The following is a 24,620-nucleotide window of genomic DNA, read 5'->3' as shown; positions in this document are numbered from 1 at the left end:
TGTCGCGTAACCTACTAAATCGATGACTCCACACGCGTCGGCGGGGCGTGGGGGACGCCCCGCCCGTCACACGGCGTAGACTCCCTCTCCGTGATTCAGCTTGAGCAAGTGACGAAGACGTACCCGAAGGCGTCCCGCCCGTCGCTCGACAACGTGTCGGTCTCGATCGAGAAGGGCGAGTTCGTCTTCTTCATCGGCCCTTCCGGCTCCGGCAAGTCCACCATCATCAAGCTCCTGCTGCACGAGGTCAGCCCGAACAAGGGGCGGGTCATCGTGAACAGCAAGGACGTCACGTCGATGCGGTCCTGGAAGCGTCCCCAGTTCCGGCGCTCCATCGGCTGCGTGTTCCAGGACTTCCGGCTGCTGCCCAACCGCACCGCGTACGAGAACGTGGCGTTCGCCCTCGAGGTGATCGGCAAGACCAAGGCGGTCGCCCGCCGGGTCGTGCCCGAGGTGCTGGAACTCGTCGGCCTCGGTGGCAAGGAGCACCGGTACCCGCACGAGCTCTCCGGTGGTGAGCAGCAGCGGGTGGCGGTGGCCCGGGCGTTCGTGAACCGGCCGCTGATCCTGCTGGCGGACGAGCCGACCGGAAACCTCGACCCGGACACCTCCATCGAGATCATGCGCCTGCTGGACCGGATCAACCGCACCGGCACCACGGTCGTGATGGTCACGCACGACTCCAACATCGTCAACCAGATGCGTCGCCGGGTCGTCGAGATCGAGAGCGGACGCATCGTGCGGGACCAGGCCCGCGGCGTCTACGGCTGAGCCTGCCCGGCCCGCCGCCCCCGCGGCGGGCCTGCGGCTCGCCGCCCCCGGAACGGGGCCCTGCGGCCCGATCTGACGACGAACACTTGCCGGAGACCCGGAGGAATGCCCGATGCGCGTTAAATACGTCCTGTCCGAGGTGCTGGTCGGACTGTGGCGCAACGTGACCATGACCATCGCCATGATCATCACGATGGCGGTGTCCCTGACCATGCTCGGTGCCAGCGGTCTGATGTACCGCCAGGTCTCCGACATGAAGGAGCTCTACTACGAGAACATCGAGGTGTCGATCTTCCTCAAGACCGACGTCCCCGCCGAGGCGCGGGACTCGCTGCGCGTCAAGCTGGACGGCGACCCGCTGGTCGAGGAGGTCGTCTACGTCAACAAGGACGAGGCGTACCAGCGCTTCCAGCAGATGTTCCAGGACGCGCCGGACCTGGTCGGGGCCGTCCAGGCGGACGTGCTGCCCGAGTCGTTCCGGCTCAAGCTGACCAATCCGCAGGAGTACCGGTCGATCTACGACCAGTACAAGGACGACGCGGCGGTCGACGAGATCGTCGACCAGAGTGCGCTGCTCGACAAGATCTTCAACATCCTGACCGCGATCCAGAACATCGCGCTCGCCGCCGCCGCCGTGATGGCGATCGCGGCCCTCCTCCTGGTGGCCAACACCATCCAGGTCGCCGCGTACAGCAAGCGGCGTGAGGTCGCGGTCATGAAACTGGTCGGTGCCTCCAACTGGTTCATCCAGGCGCCGTTCGTGCTGGAGGCCGTGGTCGCCGGTCTGATCGGTTCACTGCTCGGCCTGCTCGCCCTGGTCGGCGCCAAACAGTTCCTGTTCGACGGGTCGTTGCAGTCCCTCCAGGGCCTGCTCTCCCCGGTCAGCTGGGGCGACATCCTGATCATGTTCCCGCTGATGGCGGGCGTGGGCGGTCTGGTCAGCGCGGTCACCGCCTGGGTCACGCTCCGCTTCTACCTGCGGGTCTAGTTACCTCTGCGGGTCATCTCCGGGCGATGAGGACCCTCCGGCACCGGGAACAAATGGTGCCGGGGGGTCCTTTCCGTTCAGGTAGCATGGGCGGGCTGTCCGCCGGGTCGATCACGAAAGGGGTGTGGCCGATGCCACGGGAGAAGGGGCGGAAGGTCGTCGCCTCCAACCGCCGGGCGCGGCACGACTACAGCATCCTCGACACCTACGAGGCGGGCATGGCGCTGACCGGCACGGAGGTGAAGTCGCTGCGCGCGGGGCGGGCGTCCCTGGTGGACGCGTTCGCTCAGGAGCGTGACGGGGAGCTCTTCCTGCACGGCATGCACATCCCGGAGTACGTCCAGGGCACGTGGACCAACCACGAGCCCCGGCGGACCCGGAAGCTGCTGCTCAAGCGCCTGGAGATCGACCGGCTGATCGGCAAGAGCCGGGAGGGCGGGCTGACCATGGTGCCGTTGCAGGTCTACTTCTCCGACGGCTGGGCCAAGGTCGAGATCGGGCTGGCCAAGGGTAAGAAGGCCTACGACAAGCGCCAGGACCTGGCCAAGCGGGACGCGGACCGGGAGATCAACCGGGCGATGGGTCGGCGAGGTAAGGGAATGGCTGAGTGATTCGTCCCGTTTGTCCGCCATGGTCGGCTGCAGCCGGTCGCGGGGTGGGGCTCGGGATGAAACCCGTTGCGGGAGGCGTTAGGCTTGGTGGAGCTGCCGACAGGGGCAGCCACTCGAGGGGGTGACTGGTTTCGACTTCGTGCGTGGCGTCAGGGGAAGCGAGCCGAGGAAGCCGACGTCGTCTCGTGAATCGGTCGTCGGAAACCAATAAGCGCCAAGAACAATCGCGCTGACTTCGCTCTCGCCGCCTGAGGCGAGTAGTGAGTCTGTCGGCCTGGGAGCGCCTTCGACCCAGTTAGCCGGCATCAGCTAGGAGGCTGGCCAATCGGACCCGGTCGCGGGGTCCGTGCGGCGAGATTAATCAGCGACTGGGCCCGTCACACCGACTCGCTCGCGTGATCGGAGGGGCCGAGTAGAGGCACAGCGAGCTGCGCTCGGAGAAGCCCTGACAAGGCGGCGAAGGACCCGGGTTCGATTCCCGGCACCTCCACCGACACCGTGATGCGCCCCGGTCCCACCAGTGGACCGGGGCGCATCGCCGTCTGCGGGGAGTCGTCGGCACATCGCGGTCGGTGGGAACCGGAGACGCGTCGGCGTACGTCGAACCGGCATGCGTCGACGAGTGACTCTGCTGCTGGGCCTGCCGATCATGCTGGCCCTGACCGGCTGCGCCCAGAACGGGGCCACGCCGGCCGAACCGGAGGACCGCTGGGAGTCGTTCCAGCGGCGGGCCGCCGAGGTGGCCGAGGCGTGGCAGCCCGGCCCCGCCTGGACGACCAGCTACATCCCGTTGGAGAGCCCCACCGTCCTCGCCGGTGATCCGAAGTTCTCCCCGGAGACCGAGCAGGCCTTCCAGGCCGGCTGGTACCGGGAGCAGGTCGCGATTCCCACGACCCGCCCGGCGGAGGGCACCGTCCGGTTCCCGGACGGCACGCTCGACGTGCCACTGCTCAGCGCCGCCGAGGCGTACCGGCAGATCGACCTGGGGGACCCGCCGCCGTGCGAGGGCCGACCGAAGGTTCCCGGACCGACGGTCGAGCCGGGCCCGGACGGGCCGGTCGCCGGCACCTCCACGGTGGTGTCCTGCGCGCCGCTGACCGTCACCGGGGTCAAGCTCGGCACCGCCGAGCTGCGCACCAGCCGGGGCGAGGCCACCGTGCCGGCCTGGCTGTTCACCGTCGAGGAACTTGCCGTACCGGTCGCCCGGGTGGCCGTGGCGCCCAGCGCGATCACCGCCGTGCCGGCGGGCGCCGGTCCGAGCGGACCGCCGGCCCCCGAACTGGCCGCCGCCCAGAACGTCGTCTCCGTCGAGGGTGCCGAGCTGACCTGGCGGGTCGGCGTGGGCGCCTGCGACACCGGCATCGAGCCGCTGGTCGCCGAGTTCGACGACGTGGTGGTGGTCGGGGCCGGAGTGGTCCGGAGCACCGGGGTCTGCACGGACCAGTTAAAGCTGGAGCCGGTCAGCGCGACGCTCAAGGCGCCGCTGGGCACCCGCACGGTGCTGGACGTGGTGGGTGGGGCGCCGGTGTCGTTGCTCGGCGGGTGACTGCCCGTCCCCCGGCGGGGCGGCGGCGACGGGAACCGGCGCGGGCCGCCCCTCGGGAGGGGACGTTCAGAGCAGCGGCGGCACCTCGGTGTCGATCGGCACCGGGACGACCGTGGGCCGGTCTGCGCGCAGCCCGGCGGCGAGGGCCGCGGCGATCTCGTCCGGGGTGCCGGCCACCGCCGTGGCGCAGCCGTAGCCGCCCGCGATCGCGGTGACGTCCAGCCCGGGCAGTTCCAGTCCGGGCACGCCGGGGGTCCGCTTGTGCTCGGCGAACGCCTTGAGGATGGCGTACTGCCGGTTGACCGGGACCAGTACGACCAGCGGCAGGCCCAGCTGGGCGGCGGTCCACAGGGCCTGCACCGAGTAGTGGAACGAGCCGTCCCCGATCACCGCCACCACCGGCCGGCCGCGTCCGGTGTCCCGTTCGGCCAGCGCGATGCCCACCGCGGCGGGCAACCCGAAGCCCAACCCGCCACTGGCCATGGTGAAGTACGACGCCGGGCGGCGGATCCGCAGGTGCCGGCGCAGCGCGGCCAGGTTGGACGGTGACTCCTGCACGAGCACCCCGTCGGCGGGCCAGAGACCGCCCAGCGTGGCGAAGAACGCATCCGCGCTCAGCGGTATCCCGGTCTCCGGGGACGGCGGATCCGGGCGGGGCGGTGGCGGCGTCCGTGGCGCCGGGGGCAGCAGGTCGTGCAGCGCCTCGGCGGTGAGCCGGGCGTCGCCGAGCAGGCTGTCCCCGACCGGGGCGCGGGCCGCCTCCCCGGGATCGTCGGTGACGTGCAGCAGCCGGGCTCCCGGCGGTAGGTGGTCGCCCGGGACGTGCGGGTAGTAACGGAACACCGGCGCACCGACGACCAGCACCGTGTCGTGACCGCGCAGCCGTTCGGCGAGCGGGCCGATGGCGAACGGGAGGACTCCCCGGAACTGGGGGTGGTCCTCGGGGAAGACGGCCCGTTCCGGGGCCGGGGCGGACCAGACCGGGCAGCCGAGCCGCTCGGCCAGGGCGACCGCCGCCGGCCAGCCGTCCGCGCGGTCCACGGCCGCGCCGAGCACCAGCACCGGATCGCGGCTGCCGGCCAGGATCCCGGCGAACTCCCGTAGCCGGTCGGGGTCGGGGGCGAAGCGGGTCGCCACCGTACGCACCTGCGGTGGCGGGTCCGCCGGCTGGTGCCAGTCGTCCAGCGGCAGGGAGAGGTAGACCGGTCCGGCCGGCGGCTGCACCGCCGTGGCGTACGCCCGCATCAGCGCCGCCGGGATGTCCTGCGGGCGGGCCGGTTCGTGACTCCACTTGACGTACGGGTGGGGTAGTTCGGAGGCCCGGGGGCTGGCCAGGCGCGGCTCGGTCAGCAGCATCTGGCGGGTCTGCTGGCCGGCGGTGACGACCAGCGGGGTGCGGTTGTGCCAGGCGGTGACCAGGTTGCCCATGCCGTTGCCGGTGCCCGGCGCGGTGTGCAGGTTGACGTGCGCGGGCCGGCGGGTGGCCTGGGCGTACCCGTCGGCCATCGCCACCGCCGAGGCCTCCTGGAGGGCGTGCACGTACCGGAAGTCCGCCGGGAAGTCCTGGAGGAAGGGTTGCTCGGTGGAGCCGGGGTTGCCGAAGACGGTGGTCATGCCGAGGGCGCGGAGCAGTTCGTAGCTGGTGTCGCGGACCGTCGCCATCGGTCGGCCTCCGTGCCCTCGTCCGGTGGTCGGGGCAGCCTGCGGGCTGCCCCGACCGAACGAATCTAACCAGCACGGGAGGGGATGATTCCGACAATCCGTCAACGACCCCCTGGGGGGCGACCCGCGTCAGGGCAGCGGGAAGGGCAGCTTGATGCCGTCCAGCGCGGAGGCGCAGGTGCACTCCCGCTCGGCGGGGAGGGCGGCGACCGCGTCCAGCAGGATGTCCCGCAGCCGGTCGGTGTTCTCGCCGAAGACCCGGAACACCTCCTCGTGGGTCACCGCATGGCCGCCCTCCACCCCGGCGTCCAGGTCGGTGACCAGGGCGATGGAGGTGTAGCAGAGCGCCAGCTCGCGGGCGAGGACGGCCTCCGGGTGCCCGGTCATGTTGACCACCGAGCCACCGATCGCGGTGAACCAGCGGGACTCGGCGCGGGTGGAGAAGCGCGGCCCCTCGACCACCACCACCGTGCCGCCGTCGACCGCCGACACCCCCCGCCCAGCCGCCGCGTCCAGCAGCGTGCGGCGGCCGGCGGGGCAGTACGGGTCGGCGAAGGAGACGTGCACCGCGCCCCGGTCGTAGTAGGTCTGCGTCCGGCCGCTGGTCCGGTCGATCAGCTGGTCCGGCACCACGAAGGTGCCCGGACCCAGCTCCGGGCGCAGCCCGCCGACCGCGCAGGGCGCCAGCACCCGGCGTACCCCCAGGGAACGCAACGCCCACAGGTTGGCCCGGTAGGGGATCAGGTGCGGCGGATGCCGGTGGTCACGTCCGTGCCGGGGCAGGAAGGCCACCGGCCGACCGGCCACCTCGGCGACGGTGATCGCGTCCGACGGCGGCCCGTACGGGGTCTCCACCCGGTGTTCCACTGCGTTGTCGAGGAGGGCGTAGAGGCCCGATCCGCCGATGACCGCAATCTCCGCCGTAGGATCCATCGATTCTCCCCAAACTCGTTCCACTACCGGCCGGTCAGACCTTAGCCACCGTGCAAGGTGCAGGCTATGGTGCCAGGCATGGCGTTGAGAACACGGACGCTCCCGGTGCACCGGGTCGACCCGGTGCACTCGGCGACGTCCTGGCAGGAGGTTCCGCAGGTGGCGTGACCGCGTCGCGGCATGGTTAGGGGATGGGCGGTATGCAGGGAGAGGGACAGGCGATCGGCGGTCGTTCGATGGCGTCGATGACCGGGCAGTTGCTGGTCGCGACCCCGGCTCTGAAGGATCCCAACTTCGACCGCACCGTCGTGCTGCTGGTCGCGCACGAGCCCGGCGGGGCGCTGGGTGTGGTGCTCAACCGGGCCACCGAGGTGCCCGTCTCCGACGTGCTCGGCGACTGGAGCGGGTTGGCCCGGGATCCGGCGGTGCTCTTCGAGGGCGGCCCGGTGCAACCCGACTCGGCGATCTGCCTGGCCCGGATGCGCCACCCGGTCCGCCGGCTCAAGGGTTTCCACCAGGTGCTCGGCGCGGTGGGCACGATCGACCTCTCCGTCGACCCGGAGCGGATGCGGGAGAACGTCTCCGGCATCCGCGTCTTCGCCGGCTACTCGGGGTGGGGTGCCGGGCAGTTGGAGCAGGAGATCGAGGAGGGCTCCTGGCTCGTCCTGGACGCCCTGCCCGGCGACGCCTTCGTCGACCGTCCCGACGACCTGTGGCCGATGGTGCTGCGCCGGCAGGGCGGGATGATGGCGGCCGTAGCCCACTTCCCGCCGGACGTGTCGCTCAACTGACCTTCTGGGTGACCCCCCGCGAGATGACCATGCGCGCCGGTGTGTGTATAGTTTCGTCCGTGCCCGGGCGACCGGGGACACCGGCAAGGGGCCGTGGCGCAGCTGGTAGCGCACCACACTGGCAGTGTGGGGGTCAGGGGTTCGAGTCCCCTCGGCTCCACCCTTGTGAAACGCCCTGGTACGGGACCGAATCCCGAACCAGGGCGTTCGTTGCGTCTGGCCTGCTAACGCTGCGTTGTGCCAGATCCGTGCCAGATCAAGCGTTGATCGTGTCTCTTGCCTCCTCGATCAGAGCGTCAAGGGCAGCGGCGATGGCGTGATCCCGGTCACGGGTCGCGTGTTGGTAGATCATCGCGGCGCGGGTGCTCGAATGCCCGATCCTCGCCATCAGCTCTTTGAGCGTCGCGCCACTCTGCGCGGACCATGTGCTGCCGGTATGGCGCAGCAGTGTCGACGTGGCATTAGGCGGTAGCAGTGGAGATGATTTCCGCACGAGGGCGGGGCGTCGACACGGCAGATCTTCCAGCCACCGTCGATGCCCCGCTCTTTTGTTGCCTGGAAGCGCCATTCGTGCTTACTTCCCTTAATGAAGGTTACGCGACCTGTAGACGGGTCGACCTGCGTAAACCGGAAGGAAATGAGCGCAGATACTTCGCCGTCTGACCCGAGCGACTTCCAATCGGCAGATTCAAGTTTGATGTCCGTGTCCACTCTGGCAAGTTCGGCGCGTAGAGCGCGTGCCTCCGTTAAAAGTTCCGTCCGCGACCGCAGACGGCGACCCCCATCGGGACGGGGCGATGCGACGGTGGTCGGGAATGGCCGTGACGTACAATCGCGGTGAGGGCGAAGCGCTAGGCCGAGATTCCGGCACCGGTGTGAGGGAGGGGGCAGGATGTTCGGTTTCAAGAAGAAGCTCGACGATCTGATGGCGCAGCTCAGGCCCGACCTGAGTCGGGAATCGCTCGGCGTCGGGCCCGACTTCCCGGGCGTCGCCCCGAACCCGCTCCTGAGCAGTGATGCACGGAAGCGCAATGCGGAATTGCGTACGGGGGCGCTTGCGCTCGGCGTTCTCGTCGACTGGCGGGAGGTCAGCAGCGACGGCAGTCCACGCGTGGTCCTGATGTTCGACGTGGAGACCGCCGACGGCATCTCGTTCCGCGGTATCGCAGACGAAGACCTCACGATCACCGAGCTCTCCCGACTCGCCCCAGGACAGACGTTGCCCGTGCGCTACCGGCCGGCTGTCATGGACCACTACGTCGCCCTTGCCCGGGACGCGGACCCCGCCCATGTGCAGCAGCTCTCTGACGAGATCGCGAGCCGCAAGCGGACCTGACCCGAAGCCATTGGCCGGATCCCTAGCTCGTCAGCGCCGTCAAACACGGCCAGGGGGTACGCGTTCGCGGCAGCAACCGGCGTGGCCTCTCCCTGGTCCGCTGCGACGGTCTTGACGGCGGCCCATCCGACGGGCACGGCGAGGCAGCCCGTACCGCCCACCCCCTGGACCGCCGTGCCCCAGGCGATCGGTGACCTTCCGGCGGACCCGTCCTTCGTCACCTCCACCAGCCACGGCATCGTGGTGTGGGCCGACGGCCGGCCGAGGATGCTCTCGCCGGGGCGGCACTTCGGCCTGACCCTGCGCGGCGGGCGGCTCTACGCGTTCCAGATCACCGGCCGGCACGGCCGGATCGTCTCCCTGCCCCTCGGCCCCGACCACGTTCACCCTCCTCGGCCGGGTGGTCTTCCCCCGTTCCTCGATCCGGGACATCCGGCTCCTGGCAGGTGACCGGGGGCTGAGCAACCACGGCCGGTCTTGAGGCGGTACTCGATGAGTGCGTCGTGCGGGGGCCGGGAGGACACGGTTCCGGAGGGTGTTCACGCACGACCCGGTGACGCCGGTCTGGCCGCCGCACGTCGGGCCGTCGGGCTCCTGCCCGCCGCACCACGTCCGACGACATCGGGACGCCCTTTCCCTGGTCGGCCGTTTAGGTTAGCCTTGCCTAACGGAGGTGGATCATGGGATTCGCGGCGGAACTGCGGGAGCGCACCAGGCCGGACCATCGGGTGGCGCAGCATCTCGGGTACTTCGACGCCCTGCTCGGCGGCCAGCTGGACCGGGGCGGCTACGCGGCCCTGCCCGAACAGCTCTTCTTCGTCTACCAGACGCTGGAGGAGGCTGCGGAGGTCATGCGGACCGACGCGGTCGCCGGCCCCTTCGTCGTCGACGAACTGCACCGGGTCCCGGCGCTCGCGGCCGACCTGGAGTTCCTGCACGGCCCGGACTGGGCCGCGCGGATCACCCCGGGAGCGGCGACCCTGGAGTACCAGGCCCGGCTGCGGGAGATCGCCTTCACCTGGCCGGCGGGCTACGTCGCGCACCACTACACCCGGTACCTCGGTGACCTCTCCGGCGGGCAGGTCATGCTGCGCGCGGTGCAGCGGTCGTTCGGGCTCGCCGAGGACGGCGTCCGGTTCTTCCTCTTCCCCGGCATCGAGGCGCGGGCCTTCAAGGAGCGCTACCGGAACCTGCTCGACGAGGTGCCCTGGGACGAGGTGGAGCGGCAGCGCTTCCTGGACGAGGTCTCGCTGGCCTACCGGCTGAACACCGCGATGCTGACCGAGCTGGGCCGGTCCGTGCTGCCGGGGGCCGTCGCGTGACGACCTTCGGGCCGGAGGTGGTCGCCGCCGTGGCCCGGCACATGAACGACGACCACGCCGACGACTGCCGGCTGATCTGTCAGGGCCTCGGCGACCAGCCCCGGGCCACCGAAGCGCGGATGTCCGGGATGGACGACGAGGCGATGGAGTTCGTCGCCACGGTCGACGGCGCGCCGGTGCCGGTCCGGATCCCGTTCCGTACCCGGCTCACCGAACGGCGCCAGATCCGCGCCGAGGCGGCCCGGATGTACCGGGAGGCGTGCGAGAAGCTGGGGATCACGCCCCGCGCCGACGCCTCCTGAGGCCACCGCCCCGCCCCGCCACCGCACCGAACACCGCCAGACCGGCCCGTCTACGGCGGGGCGTGCCGTCGAGCTTCTCGGTCGGGTTCCCTCGCCGTCGTGGCGCGATCAGGACGGACGGGGCGCCGGCTCGTCGGCCGGACGCTTCGGCAGCACCAGCGGCGTACCGGTGCGCGGGTGCGGCAGGACCTCGATCTCGTGCCGGTACACCGTGCTGAGCGACTCCGGGACGAGCACCTCGGCCGGCGGCCCGTCGGCGACCAGTCGACCCCCGGCGAGCAACGCGATCCGGTCCGCGTACGCGGCGGCGAGCCCCAGGTCGTGCAGCACGACCACCACCGTGTCGCCGCTGCGGGCCCGGTCCCTGGCCAGCGTGAGGACCAGTTCCTGGTGGTGCAGGTCGAGCGCGGCGGTCGGCTCGTCGAGCAGGAGCATCGGGGTCCGCTGGGCGAGCACCCGGGCCAGCGCCACCCGGGCCTGCTCGCCGCCGGAGAGAGCCGAGAAGACCCGCCCCGGGAAGGACTCCACCCCGGTCAGCCGCATCGCCTCCGCGACGGCCTCGTCGTCCTCCCCGGCGCGTGGCGTACCGGTCCACGGTGCGCGGCCCATCGCCACCATCTCGGCGACCGTGAACGGGAACGACAGGGTGGACCGCTGCGGCAGCATCGCCCGGCGGCGCGCCAGCTCGATCGGTGTCCAGGCGGGCAGCGGCGCGCCGTCGAACTCGATCGCGCCGGCGCTGACCGGCAGGTCTCCGCAGATCGCGCCGAGCAGGGTGCTCTTGCCGGCGCCGTTCGGCCCGACCAGCGCGAGCAGTTCGCCTGCGCGGATGTCGATGTCCACGCCGGAGAGGACGTCCCTCGCCCCGCGCCGCACGTCCAGGCCACGCACCCGCATGTGGACGCCACCGCGCTCGGGCCGCGCCGGGGGACGGAAGCGCCGGCTCATCCCCAGCCTCCCGCCCTGGCCCGGGTGCGGCGCAGCAGCCAGAAGAAGCACGGCCCGCCGACCACGGCGGTGAGCACCCCGAGCGGCAGTTCCTGGTAGTCGACCAGGGTCCGGGCGGCGAGGTCACTGGCCACCACGACGATCGCGCCGCCGAGCGCGCTGGCCGGCAGCAGCACCCGGTGCCCCGGGCCGGCGACCATCCGTACCAGGTGCGGCACCACCAGGCCGACGAAGGAGATGACGCCGGTGAAGGCGACGGCCGCCGCGCCGAGCAGGGCGGTGACCCCGATCATGCCCACCCGCAGCCGTTCGACGTCGACGCCGAGGTGCCGGGCCGGCCGGTCACCGAGGGCGAGCAGGTCCAGCCGGCGGGCGGTGGCGACGGCGATCGCGATGCCGACGGCGGCACACGGTGCGGTGATTCCCACGTTCGCCCAGTTGGCCTGGGCCAGGCTGCCGAGCTGCCAGAAGGCGATCGCCCGGACGGCGTCCGCGTCGCCGAAGAACATCAGCAGACCGATCAGCGCCCCGGCCACGGCGTTGACCGCGATGCCGGTCAGCACCAGGGTGACCACCTCGGTCCGTCCGTCGGTCCGGGACATCGCGTACACCAGCGCGGTGGCGGCGAGGCCGCCGAGGAACGCCGCCCCGGCGACGGTCCACCCGCCGAGAACGGAGAGCCCGGTGACGATGGCGGTGGCCGCGCCGACGGCCGCGCCGGAGGAGACGCCGATGACGCCCGGCTCGGCGAGCGGGTTGCAGAACACGCCCTGCATCAGCGCACCCGCGCAGCCGAGCGACGCCCCGACGATCACGGCGAGCACCACGCGGGGGAACCGGACGACCCAGAGCGCGTCCTCGCCGTGGGCGACGCTGGGCAGCGGGCCGACGTCGAGGCCGATGCGGTGCAGGATCGAGCCGAGCACCTCGGCCGGGGGCACCCGGACCTGTCCGGTGCCGGCGGCGACGAGGCAGAGCAGGACGAGCGTGCCGCCGAGTCCGACGAGCAGGGCCGCACGCCTCATCGGCACGGTCCGTGGACGGCCGCGGCCAGTGCCTGGATGGCCCGACCGGTGCGGGCCCCGAAGGTGAGCAGCAGCCCGTCGTCCATGTCCACGATCCGGCGGTTCTTGCCGGCCGGTGTCTGCCCGATCCCGGGCAGGGCGAGCAGCCCGTCCACGCCCTTGACCGACGCCAGCCCCTCGGACATCACCAGGACCACGTCCGGGGCCGCGTTGATCAGTCCCTCGCTGGTCAGCGGACGGAACTTGGTGAGTCCGATCTCGGTGCCGGCGTCGACCGCGCCGATGGCCCTGATCATCTCGTCCGATCCGGCGCCCCGGCCGCCCATCAGGTACACGCCGGCGGTGCCGCGCACGTACAGGAAGGCGATCCGCAGCGGGTCGGCGGTCTCCGGGGCTGCGCGCCGGGCGGCGACGATCTCCGCGTCGACCCGGGCGACCAGACGTTCGCCGGACTCCGGCACGCCGAGGGCCGCCGCGACCGCCCGGATGTGCGCCGGTACGGCGGCGAGGGTCTGCTCGTCGTCGACCAGCACCACCGCGATGCCGGAGCGGCGAAGCTGCTTGAGCGCCTCGGGCGGGCCGATGCTCTCGTCGGCCAGCACGAGGGTGGGGGCCAGCCGGAGGATCGCCTCGGTGGAGAGGTCGTGCCCGGTGGGGGTGACCACCGGCAGGTGGGCGGCGGCGGGGAAGGTGGTCGAGGTGTCCCGGCCCACCACCCGGTCACCGAGGCCGAGGCTGAACACGATCTCGGCGATCGAGCCGTAGAGGTTCACCGGCAGGATCCGGCTGGCATTGGTGACGGTGACCCTGGTCCCGTCGGCCGATTCGACGGTGACCGGCAGGGCGCTGCCCGGGTCGGGGCCGACCGGGTCGACGTCGGTGTCGGTGACCACGGCGGTGGTGGGGCCGCAGCTGGCGGCCGGTGTGGCGGTCGGGGTGCCGCCCGGACCGCAGGCGGTCACCGTGCCACCGAGCAGGACCAGGGCGGCGAGCAGGAGGACCGGTCGTCTCACGACCGCTCCCGGCGACGGTTGCGGACGCGCACCGCAGCGAGCGCGACGAGCAGGACGGCGAGACCGGCCGTCACGACGGTCCACCACCGGCCGGTGCCGGCGCTCTCGGTGACCTGGGTGGCGGCCGGGTCCGTTCCGCCGGCGGTCGCGCCGGGGCCGCCGGCCCCGCCGCCGTCGGCCGGCGCGGCGGCCCCGGCGGAGGCGGTCACCCCGGCGGTGCCGCCGGTCGGCTGGGCCGTGGCGGGTACGCCCCCGGTCGGCCGGGCGGCGGGTGCGCCGCCGGTGGGGGCGGGGGCAGCCGGGGGTGCGGCGGTGGTCCTCGTCGGGGCGGCCGCGGCGCCGGCGAAGGTGACCGGTATCCGGACGTCCTGGCTGCGGTCGGAACCCCGGGTGTGGTCGTTGCGGGTGGACACCACGCACCGGCGGACGGTGCAGTCCACGTCGCCGATCTTCGGGGAGACGCGGAGCTGGACCCGGAAGGTGCCGCCCGATCCGTACGGGACGGCGAGTCCCTCGCCGTAGGAGGGCGGGTTGGAGGAGATCCAGTGCGACAGGCCGGAGGTGCCGCCCATGTCGGCGCCCCCGCCGCAGGGCGAGGGGGCCGTGCCACTGCCGTTGTCGACGCAGAACGCGACGTAGATGCCCTTGGTGCTGTCGTACCCCGAACCGGAGATGGTCACGGTGGTGCCACCCCGGGGCAGGTCGGCGGTGCGGCTGACGGACAGTCGCTGACCGTTCGGTCCGTTGCCGACCGTGTCGGCGTGGGCCGGAGCGGCGGTGAACACACCCGTCGCGACCACGGCGGTGCCGACCAGTGCCGTCACCAGGCGGGCAGTCATCGTGACCTCCTCTTATTTAGGTTAGGCTAACCTAAGAAGATCTTGCGGTCGGCGCAAGAGGGTGTTCAGTGGATTCTCCGATCAGTTAGGTGAGGCTAACCTAAGTCGACCCTCCCCTGAAAGAGAGGAACACCCGATGCCCGTACTCCGGACCGGCGGCCCGTTCCGCCGGTCGATTCCCTGGGCGGCGGCGGCCGTGCTCGGCGCCGCCGCGTCGCTGAGCGTCGTCGGCACCGCCGTGGCGGCACCCGTCGACGTCAGCGGGGGAAGCCTCGACTGGGGCTTCAAGAGTTCGTTCCGCAGCTACGTCTCGACCGGCAACGGCAACCCGCCGATCGCCGTCGAGGACGGGGCCACCCGCAACACCGACGGCACGTTCCGGTTCGCCGCCACCGGCGGGACGTACGACGCCGCGAGCGGCGCGACCACCGTCCGCTACGGCGGGACGGTCGTCTTCTCGTACCCGGCGCACTTCTTCACCATCACGCTGGCCAACCCCACGGTGCAGGTGGACGCGGCCGGCGGCTCCCTGCGCGCCGACGTCGACCTGGAGGTCAGCGGGGGCGGCTTCGAGCCGGTCAGCCTGGACCAGGCCGAGATCGCCACCCTCGGCACCTCCGGTGTCGCCCCGGTCGTCTCCGGCGACACGGTGAACTGGAGCAACCTGACCACCACGATGACCGCCACCGGCGCGACCGCCTTCAACGGCTTCTTCGCCGCCGGCACGGTCCTCGATCCGCTGTCGTTCGGCTTCGGCACCGGCAGCGGCGGTGGACCGGCCACCCCCTCGGTCACCGTGACCCCGTCGGCGGCGGTCGATCCGGCCGGCGCGACGCTGACCGTGACCGGCTCGGGCTTCGACGCCGACGCCAACGGCGGTGTCGGCTTCTACGTCGCCTTCGGACCGAAGAACGCCGAGTTCTGGACGAACGCCCGCCCCTACAAGCCGGTCAAGTGGGTGCACAAGGCGGCGTCCTCCTCCGGCGGGCAGGCCAAACTGAACGCTGACGGCACCTTCAGCACCACGCTGGACGTGCTGCCGACGTACACCGACGGGAACGGGGACGCGGTCGACTGCACGGCGACCCAGTGCTACGTGCTGACCTTCGCCGCGCACGGCTCCGCCGACCGGAGCCAGGACACCGCCACCCCGATCACCTTCGCGGGCTCCGGCGGGCCGGGCGGCGGCGGTGCGGACCAGGAGATCACCACGCAGGTGCTCCAGACCGGGCCGCTGACCCTGACCTCGGCCGGTGCGTCGGTGGCGCTCTCCGCCGCCGCCCCGGGCGCGGTGGCCGGCGGTGCGCTCAACGCCGTCACGGTCAGCGACCTGCGGGGCAGCAACGCCGGCTGGAACGTCGTCGGGCAGGTGGAGGACTTCACCGGCACCCCCGGCGGGGTCATCGCCGCCGACAACCTCGGCTGGACGCCGAGCGCGTCGGTGGTCACCGACGGCCTGGTCGGTGCGGCCGGAACGGTCACCCCGGGCGGCCGCGCGGTGCCGGGCGCCGGCACCGGGCTGGGCGGCGCGCGCACGCTCTGCGGCGCGGCGGCCGGAGCCAGCGCGGGCACCTTCCAGTGCGGCGCGGCGCTCGACCTCGGCGTGCCGGCATCCACCGCGCCCGGTGACTACACCGCCACCCTCACCCTGACCCTGTCCTGACGAGCGGAAGGGCACCTTGTTGTGCGACCGACGATGACGAGGTGCCCTCACCCGCACCTGACGACCACCGGCCGCCGTGCCGGTGCCGTACCCAACGTGGTCGCGGCGCTCGCCGCGATCGTCACCGTGCTGGCCGGTGGACCGGCCGCCGCCGTCGCCGCCCCACCCCGGGCGGCCCTGCACGCGGCCCCGGCTCCCGCCACGCCGGTCCCGGCCGCCCCGTCCGGCGCCGCCGACGGCTTCACCTGGGCGGTCCAGCCGTCCAGCGCGTCCGGCCCCACCGGACGCGCCTACTTCGTGTACGACGCCGCGCCCGGCCGACGGATCGAGGACCGGGTCGCGATCACCAACCTGAGCCGCACCCCGATGACGTTCGCGGTCTACGGGGCCGACGCGTTCACCACCGGCGACGGTGGCTTCGCCCTGCAACCCGCCAGCCGGCCGGCGACCGACGTCGGCTCGTGGGTGACCATCGCCGAACGGACCTACCGGATACCCGCCGGGAAACGCGTGGTCGTGCCGTTCCAGGTGACCGTGCCGGCCAACGCCAGTCCCGGGGACCACGCCGGCGGCATCGTCGTCTCGGCCGCCGGAGTGCGGGCCGACGCCGCCGGCCGGACCGTCACCGTCGACCGCCGGGTGGCCGCCCGGATCTACCTCCGGGTGGCCGGTGCGGTCCGTCCCGCGCTGGAGGTCGAGGCCCTTCGGATCGCGTACGACAACCCGGTCAACCCGTTCGGCACCGGCCCGGTCGTGGTCAGCTACCGGCTGCGGAACACCGGCAACGTCCGGCTCACCGGCAGCGGGCAGGTGCACGTCGCCGCCCCGTTCGGCTGGCGGCTCGCCGGGACCGAGCCGGTCGCCGTGCCCGAACTGCTGCCCGGGGCCGCCTTCGTGGTGACCGAGCAGATCAACGGCATCGTCCCGACCGGCCGGCTGAGCGTCCGGGTCGCCGTGGATCCGGCCACCGTGGACGGTCCGCTGCCGACGCTGAGCCGTACCGCCTCGACCTGGGCGATGCCCTGGGTCTGGGTGGCGGTGCTGCTGGCCGGGGTGGCGTGGCTGATCGTCACGCGGCTACGCACCCGTCGGCGTGCCCGCGCGGCCGGCGCCGGGACCGCACCTGCCGAGGCCGGGCCCACGCCTGCCGCCGCCGCGACCACGTCGGCCGGATGAGGCTCCCGCGCCGAACCGCCGCCCTGGCCGTCGGGATGTTCATGGCCGTGGCGCCGGCCGGCGGGGCGGTCCCGAACCCGGTCGCGGCAGCCGTGTGGGTCGTCGCGGCGGCCCCCGCCCCGGCGGCCACCCCGGCGGCGCCGACGGTGACGCTGGACCGGGCCGAGGTACGACCGGGCGGCCGGGTGCTCGTCCGGCTCACGGGCTGGCCGGCCGGCACCGTGGTGATCGAGGTGTGCGGCACCGTGCCGACCGGGTGCGCGGTCGACTCGTCGGTGCAGACCCACCTCTCCGGCACCGGCCTCGGCGGTGCCGCGTTGACCGCCGCCGTACCGCCCGGTGGTTGCCCCTGCCAGGTGCGGGTGACCACGCTGGACCGCCGGCTCACCGCCGCCGCGCCGCTGGCGCTGACCGGTGCCCCGGGTGCCCGGCCCGCTCCCGCCGGGGAGCACCGGGCCACCACCCCGCCGGTGGTCACCGCCGTGGCGATCGAGCGTGATCCGGGCTGGTGGAGCCGGCTCGGCGGGCCGGCCCGGATCACGCTGGTGGTGCGGCTGCGCAACGACGGCACCGCGCCCGCCGCCGTCACCCTGTCGGTGACCGTGGGGCGGGGCGACGACCCGAGCGGCTTCGTCCCACCCCCGACCGTGCCCGATCTCGCGGTGGGGGAGGAGCGTGCGGTACGCGTCCCGGTGTCCCTGCCGGCCCTGGCCCTCGGGACCTGGACCATCGAGGGCCGGGTGGTCACCGCCGGGGTGGCGGCCCCGTTCCGGGCCTCCGTCGAGAGCCGGCCGTGGGGACCGACCGCGCTGCTCGGCGTCGCCGTCGTCGTTCTGCTGGCGGTGGAGTTGCGCCGACGTCGTCCCCGGACCGGCCCCGCTCGGCGGCCGGCTCCGGGGCAGCGGGACCGGCCACCGCGATGAGGGCCAGGGACCGACGGAGCCCACCGCGACGTTGCCGCGCGGGTGTTGCCCGGTGAGGCAGTCCGGACTGCCCGGAAGACCGCCAACCGTGCGTGTCGGCGTGGGCACCCGTGCGCCAGGGTGAGCGCGTCGACTGTCGCCGAGTGAGAAGAGCGGTCATGACCTGGCGAGAGACCTACTGGCACGACGCTGCCTCCGACCCCGCGTACTTCGCCGCCGTGGAGTTCGCCACCGTCCTCGACGGTGACTACGGCACGCGGATGTTCGGCAGGTGGGTCGACGAGCGGCACCCGGCGGACTCCCGGGAGTTCATCCGGGCCGTGGAGTACCTGCTGGTGACCAACCACCACGGCGACAACGTCACGGAGACGATGGAGACCTTCCACCGGCGGGTCGCCCGGCCGTGGGAGGACCGCGCGATGCTCACCGCGCTGGAGCGCACCTCCGCCCAGTTCGGGAACGTGCCCGTCCAGGTCCGCGACGACAGCGAGGTGGCGGTGCTGGCCGACGCGCTGACGGCCGACCCGGACACCTTCCGGAAGTGGCGGGAGGAACTCCAGGAGTCGTCGGTCGCGGTGCTGCGCGACGGCGGGGTGCTGGACGCCTTCCTCGACGACTGCCTGCACCTCGCCCACGAGGCGAAGACGTACCAGGCGGAGCAGGAGCAGGGCAAGGGCAAGGAACGGGTGGACGACGACCCGGACTTCCCGGGGGGCGGGACGGACGAGTCCTCGTACGACGAGTACCCGGACGAGCCGGACGACTCCTCGGCGGACGAGGAGGGCATGGTCACCGTCGTCCGCAGGCGCGGCGTGCAGTTCAGCGAGCCGGACGAGGTCGCCGGGCAGCGCTACCCCTGGCTGTCCCACTCGTTCCGGCTCGGGGTCGCCTTCACCATCAATCCCGAGGCCAACGCGTTCCTGCCCGGGCAGATGAGCTGGGACGAGGCGCAGGCACACCTGGGCAGCTGGGGGGTGGACCTGGGTGAGTTCGTCGAGCACATGGACGAGGCGATGGCGTCCCGTCCGGTGAAGGCCTACCGGGACGAGCGGATCACGATCAACGTGATGGGTACGTCCGTGCACGTGGAGGTCACCATCGACTCGGCGCTGAACGCGCACAACACCGGGATCATCGCCACCCTCGACACCGACGGCGCGTACACCCACTACGTCCAGTACAAGGACCTGGTGATGTTCTACGTCGACGAGAACGACATGAACACCCCGATCTACAACGTGCTGAAGACCTTCGGCGACCTGTGGGTCGGTGGCGACGCGGAGAGCTACGTGGTGCGGCACGGCAAGGGTCGCAAGGCGCACTTCACCGTCACTCCGGTCAAGGCGAGCCACCAGGGCAGCCTGGTGGCCGTGGTCCGTCGGTGCTCGGACGGCATGACGGTGCGGGTGTTGGACTGACCCCGACGCGGGGCCGGTCGACGCGGGACCCGGGTGCGGTCGGTGCTGCCCGCAGGGGCAGGGAGGACTGCACCAAGGTCTGTCCGGCCATCCGCTGCGCGGCACCGGCCGGACGGACTTTACTGCCCGGCATGGCCACTTTCGCCTCCCGTCCGCTGCGGACCGCGTCGGCGTTGGCCGTCGTGGGCCTCCTGGTGGCCAGCGCCGCCCCACCGGCCGGGTACGCCGCGCTGCTGGCGGCACCGACCAGCGGCGGCGGCGCGGAGTTCCGGATCAGCGTCGCCGACGCCCCTGTCCCGCCGACCACCCCCCTCCCGCCGACCGGCGGGACGGACGGCACGACGATCGGGCTGACCCCGGGCGGCGCGGCGACGCTCACCCGTACGGTGACCACCACCACCGTGCCGCCCCGTCCGGACGTGGTGCTGCTCGCCGACACCACCGGCAGCATGGGCCTGGCGCTGGCGGACGTGAAGGCCAACGCCCGCCGGATCGTCGGGGACATCAGCGCCGTGCAGCCGGACGCCCGGTTCGCGGTCACCGAGTACCGGGACGCGACCGACGAGTACGCCTTCCGGGTCAACCAAGACCTCACCGGCGACCCGGCCGCCGTGCAGGAGGCGGTGAACACCTGGACCGCGGCCGGCGGCGGGGACACCCCGGAGGCGAACCTCCACGCGTTGTCCCGGATCGCCAGCGGCGCGGTCGGCTTCCGCGCCGAGAGCAGCCCGATCGTGGTGATCTTCGGGGACGCCCCGTCACACGACCCGGTTCTCGGCGACGACCTCGCCGGGACGGTAGCCGCGCTGACCGCCCGGGGCGTCCGGGTGGTGGCGGTCGACGTCACCGCCTCCCCGCTGTCCAGCCTCGACCAGACGGGGCAGTTCACCGAGATCACCGCCCGCACCGGCGGGGTACTGCTGAAGGCGGCCAGCGCCGGCGAGGTCTCCACCGCGATCCTCACCGGCATCCGGGCCATCCAGGCCACCGTCGCCGCCCGGATCTCCGACTGCGACCCGCAGCTCACCGCCGACGTGACACCCGCCGAACGGACCGTCGACAGCGGCGACAGCGTCGACTTCGTCCTCGCCGTCCGGGTCGACCCGAAGGCCCGCAACGGCGAGTACGCCTGCCGGGCCGAGTTCACCGTGGACGGCATCCTCCAGGAGGGACCGGACCGGCTGGTGGTGCAGGTCACCGGGGCCGCCCCGGACGTGCCCGTGCTGCACTCCGACACCACCCTGCTCGACCTGGGCGAGGCGTCCCTCGGTGTCGCCACGCCGACCCGTCGGGTGACCCTCAGCAACACCGGCGACTACCCGCTCCGCGTGGCCGCCACGCTCGCGCCGGCTGCGTCGGGGACGGCTTCGTTGCTGGTCGCGTCCGCCACGCTGCCGGACGTCTTCACCGTCGCCGCGAACACCTGCAACCCGGTGCTCGCCGTCGGCGAGTCCTGCACCCTGGACGTCGGCGCGACGCCCCGGACCGTCGGGGTCGCCAAGGCGGTGCTCACCCTGGCCAGCTCGACCGACACCGGCGGGCAGGCGACGCAGGCGCTTACCGTCCAGGTCGCCGGCCGTAGCCCGAGTTTCCAGTTCAACCCGGGCGTGGGGCGACCCGGCCAGGTCGTCACCGGTCTCGGGCGGGACTTCCCGCCGGGCCAGCCGGTGACGGTGACCTGGGCCGGCGGCACCGGCGCGGTGACCGTGGTCGCCGACGCGGCCGGCCGGTTCGCCGTACCGATGGTGGTCTTCGCCGACGCGCCGGCCGGCCCTCGGACGGCGGTCGCGTCGGTGCCGGCGGTCGGTACGGTGACCAGCGGGGCGTTCCTGGTGCAGTCCCCGACGGCCCAGCCGGGCGTCTTCACCCGCCGCCGCTGACGACACGGTTGATGGCCGTGTCGTCGCAGGTAGAGTGCGCGGCATGCGAGAACCTCAGCCGGACGGGGAAACCTGGCGCCTCTTTCTGGGCCGAGAACTCGTGGGCGAGATTCGGGGGTGCGGGTTCTACGACATGTTCTGGACGGACGGCGAATTCCATCCGTTCGGCTCGTTCGAGCATGAACTGCGTGACTTCTTCATCGACGCTGTCGACGGCTTGAGAACCGGGGATTTCGAACGCGCGGCTCTTGCATCGAAACACATCCTGGAAAGCGTGACCCTGACAGATCCTCACGGAACGCCGGTGCAACTGTTCAATCTCATCATCGAGGGGAACCGAGCGCGCTTCCGACTCAGGGAATGAGCGGCCGACCCCGGACGGGCCGAACGAGTCCGCCGTCACGCCGGCACCTGGCCACCCGGCGTCGACCAACGTCACGGTGGCGCCCGCCCGGGCGGTGTGATAGGCCACCGACGCGCCGACAATGCCAGCTCCGACGACGACTACGTGCCTACCCGCCGGTCCGCTCAACACGTTGACGACCTTACTGTCCGCAGCGGCTCCGGCCGTGCGGATGGGTCGACGCCCGCTGACCGACGACTGCCGTAAACGGGATTAAGACGAGGAACGCTAGCTCGATCTCAGCCCGAGCGCGCTGTGTTCGATGAGGCCTGCAGGAACGTCGGTGCGCCCGGTCTTCTGCATCGTCAGCTCGACCATCTCGGCGCGCAGGTCCACGGCAGGCTCACCGAGCACGATCGCGCTGAGCACAAGCTCGACCATCACCCGGTCATATCGATCGGAGCTGCGACGGTAACGCGACGGGTCAGACTCCACCGTCCCCGCCGAGATACACCAACCACCGCCGTCGACAGGCGAAAACGATGCTTCGAAGATCCCGTTGCCGGTCCAGCTGCGATGCAGGAACGCGACCTGGCCCTCAACGAACACCATCCACTTCTCGTCCATGTCCCAAGCCTCGTAGCCGAGCTTGATCCGTTCCCACTGCTCGTCGGACCACGTGCGAGTCGGCAGTTCGGCCATCGGCACCGGTGCCACGATCGGCATGACGTGCCGCAACGACGCCCGGGTTGCCAGCGACGGTTCGATCATCAGCAGATCCTACGGGCGCGACGGCTGACCTCGGCTGTCTACGTTGGATGCCATGAGCGACAGGGACAAGGCCGTGGGGCTTTGGAATGAGCGCCTGGCAGGTCTGACACCGGGATGGCCCACGCCGCTGGGTGGGTGGCCATCGTGGGTCTGGGATGCGCCCTACGACGGCACCTGCCATCCACCGTCCCGCCCGGTTTCCCCGGTGAGTGCGGGTGCGAATTGCCAGCGGTATGCCTACTCGGTCCTGGCGTTGTTCGATCTATACGTGCCGCCGTTGCGTTCCAGTGAACTCTGGTCGGCCGTCGAACCGGAGCCTGTCACCCCGGACTCGATCAGGCCCCTCGACCTGGTCCTCTTCAACTCTACTCAGGACCCGTATGGCGCTCATGTGGGAGTGGCTATGTCGCAGGACGAGATATTGCACCTCTATAAAGAGGTCGGGCGCCCTGCGATCTGGCCCTTGTCTTCGTTCGAGCGTAGGGAGCGTTACAAGACCTTTCTCGGCGGTCGGCGGGTAAGCGTCCGGCCGGAGTAGGTATGAGATTTGGTCTACCCACTGCGGCTGCCTACCGGGGAGGCTGGAGGTGCGGCAGTCTGCTGGGGCGCAGATGGGGTACAAGACACCGTCAGACGTCGACAAGTCGCTGGTAGCGGTGAGAGGCAGCAGCGCCGCCTGGGCGGGCGACCCGGCTGCCGAGCAGGTCGCCCGAATCGCTTTGGCCGAGTTGGATCCGCGCGGTGACGGTGGCGACCGGCCACGACGGTCCGCGTCCGCTCGCCTCAGGTAGTTGGGCGGGTGCTGGCCGTCACTCTCGGATAGCTTTCGGGTACGGTCCGAAGTGGCGGCCTGTCGGAGTAGCGGCCGGCGGTGCTGCCGACCGCATCTTCACCTGGGAGCATCCGTCGTGTCTGCCTCTTCGCGGTTTGCCGTACGTCTGCGCGCGCTGCTCAAGGAACGAGGTATCACGTACCGGGCACTCGCCGCCCGCACCTACTACGGCAAGAGCTACCTCCACGACCTGGCGCACGGACGCAAGCCACCCACGGCGGATGCTGCCCAGGCGCTGGACGCGGCTCTGGACGCCGGAGGTGAACTGGCCGCTCTCGCGTGTATCCATGACGACGGGCGATGGATGCTCGACTGCGGCACGCGCTGGCGGCACCGCGACGCCGAGCACCTTGCCGACCTGCTCGTCACCACGGTCCCGACTCCGGACAACGCTGCCGAGTTGGCGCATCAGTGGCTGATCGCGGAACCTCCGCAGCGTTACGAGCTGAGCGCCGGCCGGCGGGTGGGAGCCGAGACGGTGGATCGCGTCGAGCGTCGGGTGCGGCAGCTCCGTCGTCTGGATGATCACGTCGGCGGCGCCGAGACGTATGCGATGGTCGCGGTCGAGCTGGACGCGTCCGCCGGCCTGCTCCGTGAGGGCACGCATTCCGAGGTGGTCGGCCGTCGACTGCTGGCCGTAGTCGCGGACCTGTGTCAGCTTGCCGGATTCGTCGCAGAGGATGCTGGCCAGGCTGGGGACGCGCGCCGGTACTACCTGGTTGGCATGCGGGCCGCGCATGCGGCCGGAGACGCGGCCAGCGCGGCCAACTGCCTCAGCACGCTGAGCTATCTCGAGGCGAGTATCGGAGACCGACGCGAGGCGGTCACCCTGGCTCGGTCTGCGTACGCGGGTGGCCGGCAGGCCGCCGAGGCCACCGGGCGGGCGTTGCTGCTGGAACGGGTCGCGTGGGCGCATGCCCGGGTCGGCGAGGCGGACCTGGCCGAGCGGGCATTGGGCGTGGTGGAGAAGGTGTACCCGACCCGTGACCCGGACGCTGTTCCACCGTGGGCGTACTGGCTGACTCCCGACGAGGTGGAAATCATGACGGGCCGGGTGTGGACGGAGTTGCGCCGGCCGCTGTGGTCGGTGCCGATCCTGGAACGGGTGACCGCCCGCTACGGCCACGAGGTGCCCCGGGAGACGTCGCTGTATCTCACGTGGCTCGCCGAAGGTCTGGTTCAGGCAGGGGAGGTCGAGCAGGCGGCCGGGGCGGCTGGGCGAGCACTGGAGATGGCTCGGCGGGCGCAGTCGCACCGAGCGGTCCGGCGAGTGGCTGAGCTGGGTCGGATCCTGTCCGAGGCTGCTCCGGACGTGGCGGCAGTGAACGAGTTCCTGGACCGGGCCGCTGACCTGTCCGCCGTCGGTCGCGGGCGGCTCGGCGGACAGTAGCGGACGGCGTCCGCCTGGATCACTTAGCCGAGTCGTCACAGGCTGTGTTCGGGGCGCGACACGTACGGACCATCCGGTACCGCTACGGCTGCAACTTGCGCGCCCCGGTTGGGGCGTGGCGGCATCGGCCTTTGCAG

Annotated in this window: 23 protein-coding genes, 1 tRNA gene, 1 other RNA gene and 1 pseudogene; 18 read left to right on the top strand and 8 right to left on the bottom strand. The window is 71.9% G+C overall.

Annotated features, from left to right (window positions below; translation table 11 throughout):
- Positions 1 to 90: 90 nt before the first annotated feature.
- The 5 genes from ftsE (at position 91) to ACIBJE_RS11950 (ending at position 3,916) form a co-directional block, all read left to right on the top strand.
- Positions 91 to 771 (top strand): cell division ATP-binding protein FtsE, encoded by a 681-nt coding sequence (gene ftsE / locus ACIBJE_RS11970; protein ID WP_088980521.1) that lies wholly within the window; start codon positions 91 to 93, stop codon positions 769 to 771.
- Positions 772 to 883: 112 nt separating this feature from the next.
- Positions 884 to 1,759: a permease-like cell division protein FtsX gene (gene ftsX, locus ACIBJE_RS11965; RefSeq protein ID WP_396746892.1), complete on the top strand. Its 876-nt coding sequence runs from the start codon at positions 884 to 886 to the stop codon at positions 1,757 to 1,759.
- 131 nt (positions 1,760 to 1,890) lie between these two features.
- Positions 1,891 to 2,370 (top strand): SsrA-binding protein SmpB, encoded by a 480-nt coding sequence (gene smpB, locus ACIBJE_RS11960; RefSeq protein WP_396746889.1) that lies wholly within the window; start codon positions 1,891 to 1,893, stop codon positions 2,368 to 2,370.
- A 117-nt stretch (positions 2,371 to 2,487) separates the two neighbouring features.
- Positions 2,488 to 2,863, top strand: a transfer-messenger RNA (tmRNA) gene (gene ssrA, locus ACIBJE_RS11955).
- A 117-nt stretch (positions 2,864 to 2,980) separates the two neighbouring features.
- On the top strand, positions 2,981 to 3,916 hold the full coding sequence (locus ACIBJE_RS11950; RefSeq protein WP_396746886.1) for a hypothetical protein: 936 nt from the start codon (positions 2,981 to 2,983) through the stop codon (positions 3,914 to 3,916).
- 66 nt (positions 3,917 to 3,982) lie between these two features.
- Here the strand turns inward: ACIBJE_RS11950 and mdlC are convergent, their stop codons facing one another.
- On the bottom strand, positions 3,983 to 5,578 hold the full coding sequence (gene mdlC, locus ACIBJE_RS11945; RefSeq protein ID WP_396746883.1) for a benzoylformate decarboxylase: 1,596 nt from the start codon (positions 5,576 to 5,578) through the stop codon (positions 3,983 to 3,985).
- 129 nt (positions 5,579 to 5,707) lie between these two features.
- Positions 5,708 to 6,511, bottom strand: a complete 804-nt coding sequence (locus ACIBJE_RS11940) for an S-methyl-5'-thioadenosine phosphorylase (protein ID WP_396746880.1) — start codon at positions 6,509 to 6,511, stop codon at positions 5,708 to 5,710.
- Positions 6,512 to 6,711: 200 nt separating this feature from the next.
- On the opposite strand from ACIBJE_RS11940, the gene ACIBJE_RS11935 reads away from it, so the two are divergent.
- The 6 genes from ACIBJE_RS11935 to ACIBJE_RS11910 all read left to right on the top strand — a co-directional run bounded on the left by ACIBJE_RS11935 (position 6,712) and on the right by ACIBJE_RS11910 (position 10,262).
- Complete coding sequence (locus tag ACIBJE_RS11935; RefSeq protein WP_396747624.1) at positions 6,712 to 7,302, top strand: YqgE/AlgH family protein; 591 nt, start codon at positions 6,712 to 6,714, stop codon at positions 7,300 to 7,302.
- Positions 7,303 to 7,389: 87 nt separating this feature from the next.
- Positions 7,390 to 7,462 (top strand) — tRNA-Ala (locus ACIBJE_RS11930).
- Between the two features lie 732 nt (positions 7,463 to 8,194).
- Complete coding sequence (locus ACIBJE_RS11925; RefSeq protein WP_396746877.1) at positions 8,195 to 8,638, top strand: hypothetical protein; 444 nt, start codon at positions 8,195 to 8,197, stop codon at positions 8,636 to 8,638.
- Positions 8,639 to 8,812: 174 nt separating this feature from the next.
- Positions 8,813 to 9,088 carry a hypothetical protein gene (locus ACIBJE_RS11920; RefSeq protein ID WP_396746874.1) on the top strand — a complete coding sequence of 92 codons (276 nt, stop codon included), beginning with the start codon at positions 8,813 to 8,815 and terminating at the stop codon, positions 9,086 to 9,088.
- 230 nt (positions 9,089 to 9,318) lie between these two features.
- The gene (locus ACIBJE_RS11915) at positions 9,319 to 9,960 is read left to right on the top strand and encodes a heme oxygenase (biliverdin-producing) (RefSeq protein WP_396746871.1); all 642 of its coding nucleotides are present in this window, start codon (positions 9,319 to 9,321) and stop codon (positions 9,958 to 9,960) included.
- Positions 9,957 to 10,262 (top strand): DUF2470 domain-containing protein, encoded by a 306-nt coding sequence (locus ACIBJE_RS11910; RefSeq protein ID WP_396746868.1) that lies wholly within the window; start codon positions 9,957 to 9,959, stop codon positions 10,260 to 10,262. Before ACIBJE_RS11915 ends, ACIBJE_RS11910 begins: the two co-directional genes overlap by 4 nt.
- Positions 10,263 to 10,370: 108 nt before the next feature.
- Here the strand turns inward: ACIBJE_RS11910 and ACIBJE_RS11905 are convergent, their stop codons facing one another.
- The 4 genes from ACIBJE_RS11905 to ACIBJE_RS11890 are packed head-to-tail and all read right to left on the bottom strand — an operon-like array spanning position 10,371 to position 14,087.
- Positions 10,371 to 11,210 (bottom strand): heme ABC transporter ATP-binding protein, encoded by an 840-nt coding sequence (locus ACIBJE_RS11905; protein WP_396746865.1) that lies wholly within the window; start codon positions 11,208 to 11,210, stop codon positions 10,371 to 10,373.
- The gene (locus ACIBJE_RS11900) at positions 11,207 to 12,235 is read right to left on the bottom strand and encodes a FecCD family ABC transporter permease (RefSeq protein WP_396746862.1); all 1,029 of its coding nucleotides are present in this window, start codon (positions 12,233 to 12,235) and stop codon (positions 11,207 to 11,209) included. Before ACIBJE_RS11900 ends, ACIBJE_RS11905 begins: the two co-directional genes overlap by 4 nt.
- Complete coding sequence (locus ACIBJE_RS11895) at positions 12,232 to 13,248, bottom strand: hemin ABC transporter substrate-binding protein (protein ID WP_396746859.1); 1,017 nt, start codon at positions 13,246 to 13,248, stop codon at positions 12,232 to 12,234. The genes ACIBJE_RS11900 and ACIBJE_RS11895 overlap by 4 nt, the downstream gene beginning before the upstream one ends.
- Positions 13,245 to 14,087 carry a hypothetical protein gene (locus tag ACIBJE_RS11890; protein WP_396746856.1) on the bottom strand — a complete coding sequence of 281 codons (843 nt, stop codon included), beginning with the start codon at positions 14,085 to 14,087 and terminating at the stop codon, positions 13,245 to 13,247. Before ACIBJE_RS11890 ends, ACIBJE_RS11895 begins: the two co-directional genes overlap by 4 nt.
- Before the next feature lie 136 nt (positions 14,088 to 14,223).
- Between ACIBJE_RS11890 and ACIBJE_RS11885 the strand changes: the two genes are divergently transcribed.
- The 5 genes from ACIBJE_RS11885 to ACIBJE_RS11865 all read left to right on the top strand — a co-directional run bounded on the left by ACIBJE_RS11885 (position 14,224) and on the right by ACIBJE_RS11865 (position 21,147).
- Positions 14,224 to 15,750 carry an HtaA domain-containing protein gene (locus ACIBJE_RS11885; protein WP_396746853.1) on the top strand — a complete coding sequence of 509 codons (1,527 nt, stop codon included), beginning with the start codon at positions 14,224 to 14,226 and terminating at the stop codon, positions 15,748 to 15,750.
- A gap of 33 nt (positions 15,751 to 15,783) precedes the next feature.
- The gene (locus tag ACIBJE_RS11880; RefSeq protein WP_396746851.1) at positions 15,784 to 16,926 is read left to right on the top strand and encodes a WxL protein peptidoglycan domain-containing protein; all 1,143 of its coding nucleotides are present in this window, start codon (positions 15,784 to 15,786) and stop codon (positions 16,924 to 16,926) included.
- Positions 16,923 to 17,849, top strand: coding sequence for a hypothetical protein (locus tag ACIBJE_RS11875; protein WP_396746848.1), 927 nt, complete (start codon positions 16,923 to 16,925; stop codon positions 17,847 to 17,849). The genes ACIBJE_RS11880 and ACIBJE_RS11875 overlap by 4 nt, the downstream gene beginning before the upstream one ends.
- 158 nt (positions 17,850 to 18,007) lie before the next feature.
- Positions 18,008 to 19,267, top strand: coding sequence for a hypothetical protein (locus tag ACIBJE_RS11870; protein WP_396746845.1), 1,260 nt, complete (start codon positions 18,008 to 18,010; stop codon positions 19,265 to 19,267).
- A gap of 131 nt (positions 19,268 to 19,398) precedes the next feature.
- A complete protein-coding gene (locus ACIBJE_RS11865; RefSeq protein ID WP_396746842.1) occupies positions 19,399 to 21,147 on the top strand; it encodes a choice-of-anchor D domain-containing protein in 1,749 nt (582 codons plus the stop codon).
- Here ACIBJE_RS11865 and ACIBJE_RS11860 read toward each other — a convergent pair.
- Both ACIBJE_RS11860 and ACIBJE_RS11855 read right to left on the bottom strand, forming a co-directional pair.
- On the bottom strand, positions 21,131 to 21,682 hold the full coding sequence (locus tag ACIBJE_RS11860) for an FAD-dependent oxidoreductase (protein WP_396746839.1): 552 nt from the start codon (positions 21,680 to 21,682) through the stop codon (positions 21,131 to 21,133). The two genes, ACIBJE_RS11865 and ACIBJE_RS11860, sit on opposite strands and share 17 nt — an antisense overlap.
- A 96-nt stretch (positions 21,683 to 21,778) precedes the next feature.
- Positions 21,779 to 22,261 (bottom strand): hypothetical protein, encoded by a 483-nt coding sequence (locus tag ACIBJE_RS11855; RefSeq protein WP_396746836.1) that lies wholly within the window; start codon positions 22,259 to 22,261, stop codon positions 21,779 to 21,781.
- Positions 22,262 to 22,932: 671 nt separating this feature from the next.
- Between ACIBJE_RS11855 and ACIBJE_RS11850 the strand changes: the two are divergent.
- Positions 22,933 to 23,046: pseudogene (locus tag ACIBJE_RS11850) on the top strand (transcriptional regulator); the annotation flags it as partial.
- Positions 23,047 to 23,169: 123 nt separating this feature from the next.
- Positions 23,170 to 24,483, top strand: coding sequence for a helix-turn-helix domain-containing protein (locus ACIBJE_RS11845; RefSeq protein ID WP_396746835.1), 1,314 nt, complete (start codon positions 23,170 to 23,172; stop codon positions 24,481 to 24,483).
- Positions 24,484 to 24,620 lie beyond the last annotated feature (137 nt).

The organism is Micromonospora sp. NPDC050187, from assembly GCF_044459745.1.
GTDB lineage: Bacteria > Actinomycetota > Actinomycetes > Mycobacteriales > Micromonosporaceae > Micromonospora.
Note: the sequence above shows the minus strand (reverse complement) of the source record. Positions and strands in the feature narration are given on the sequence as shown.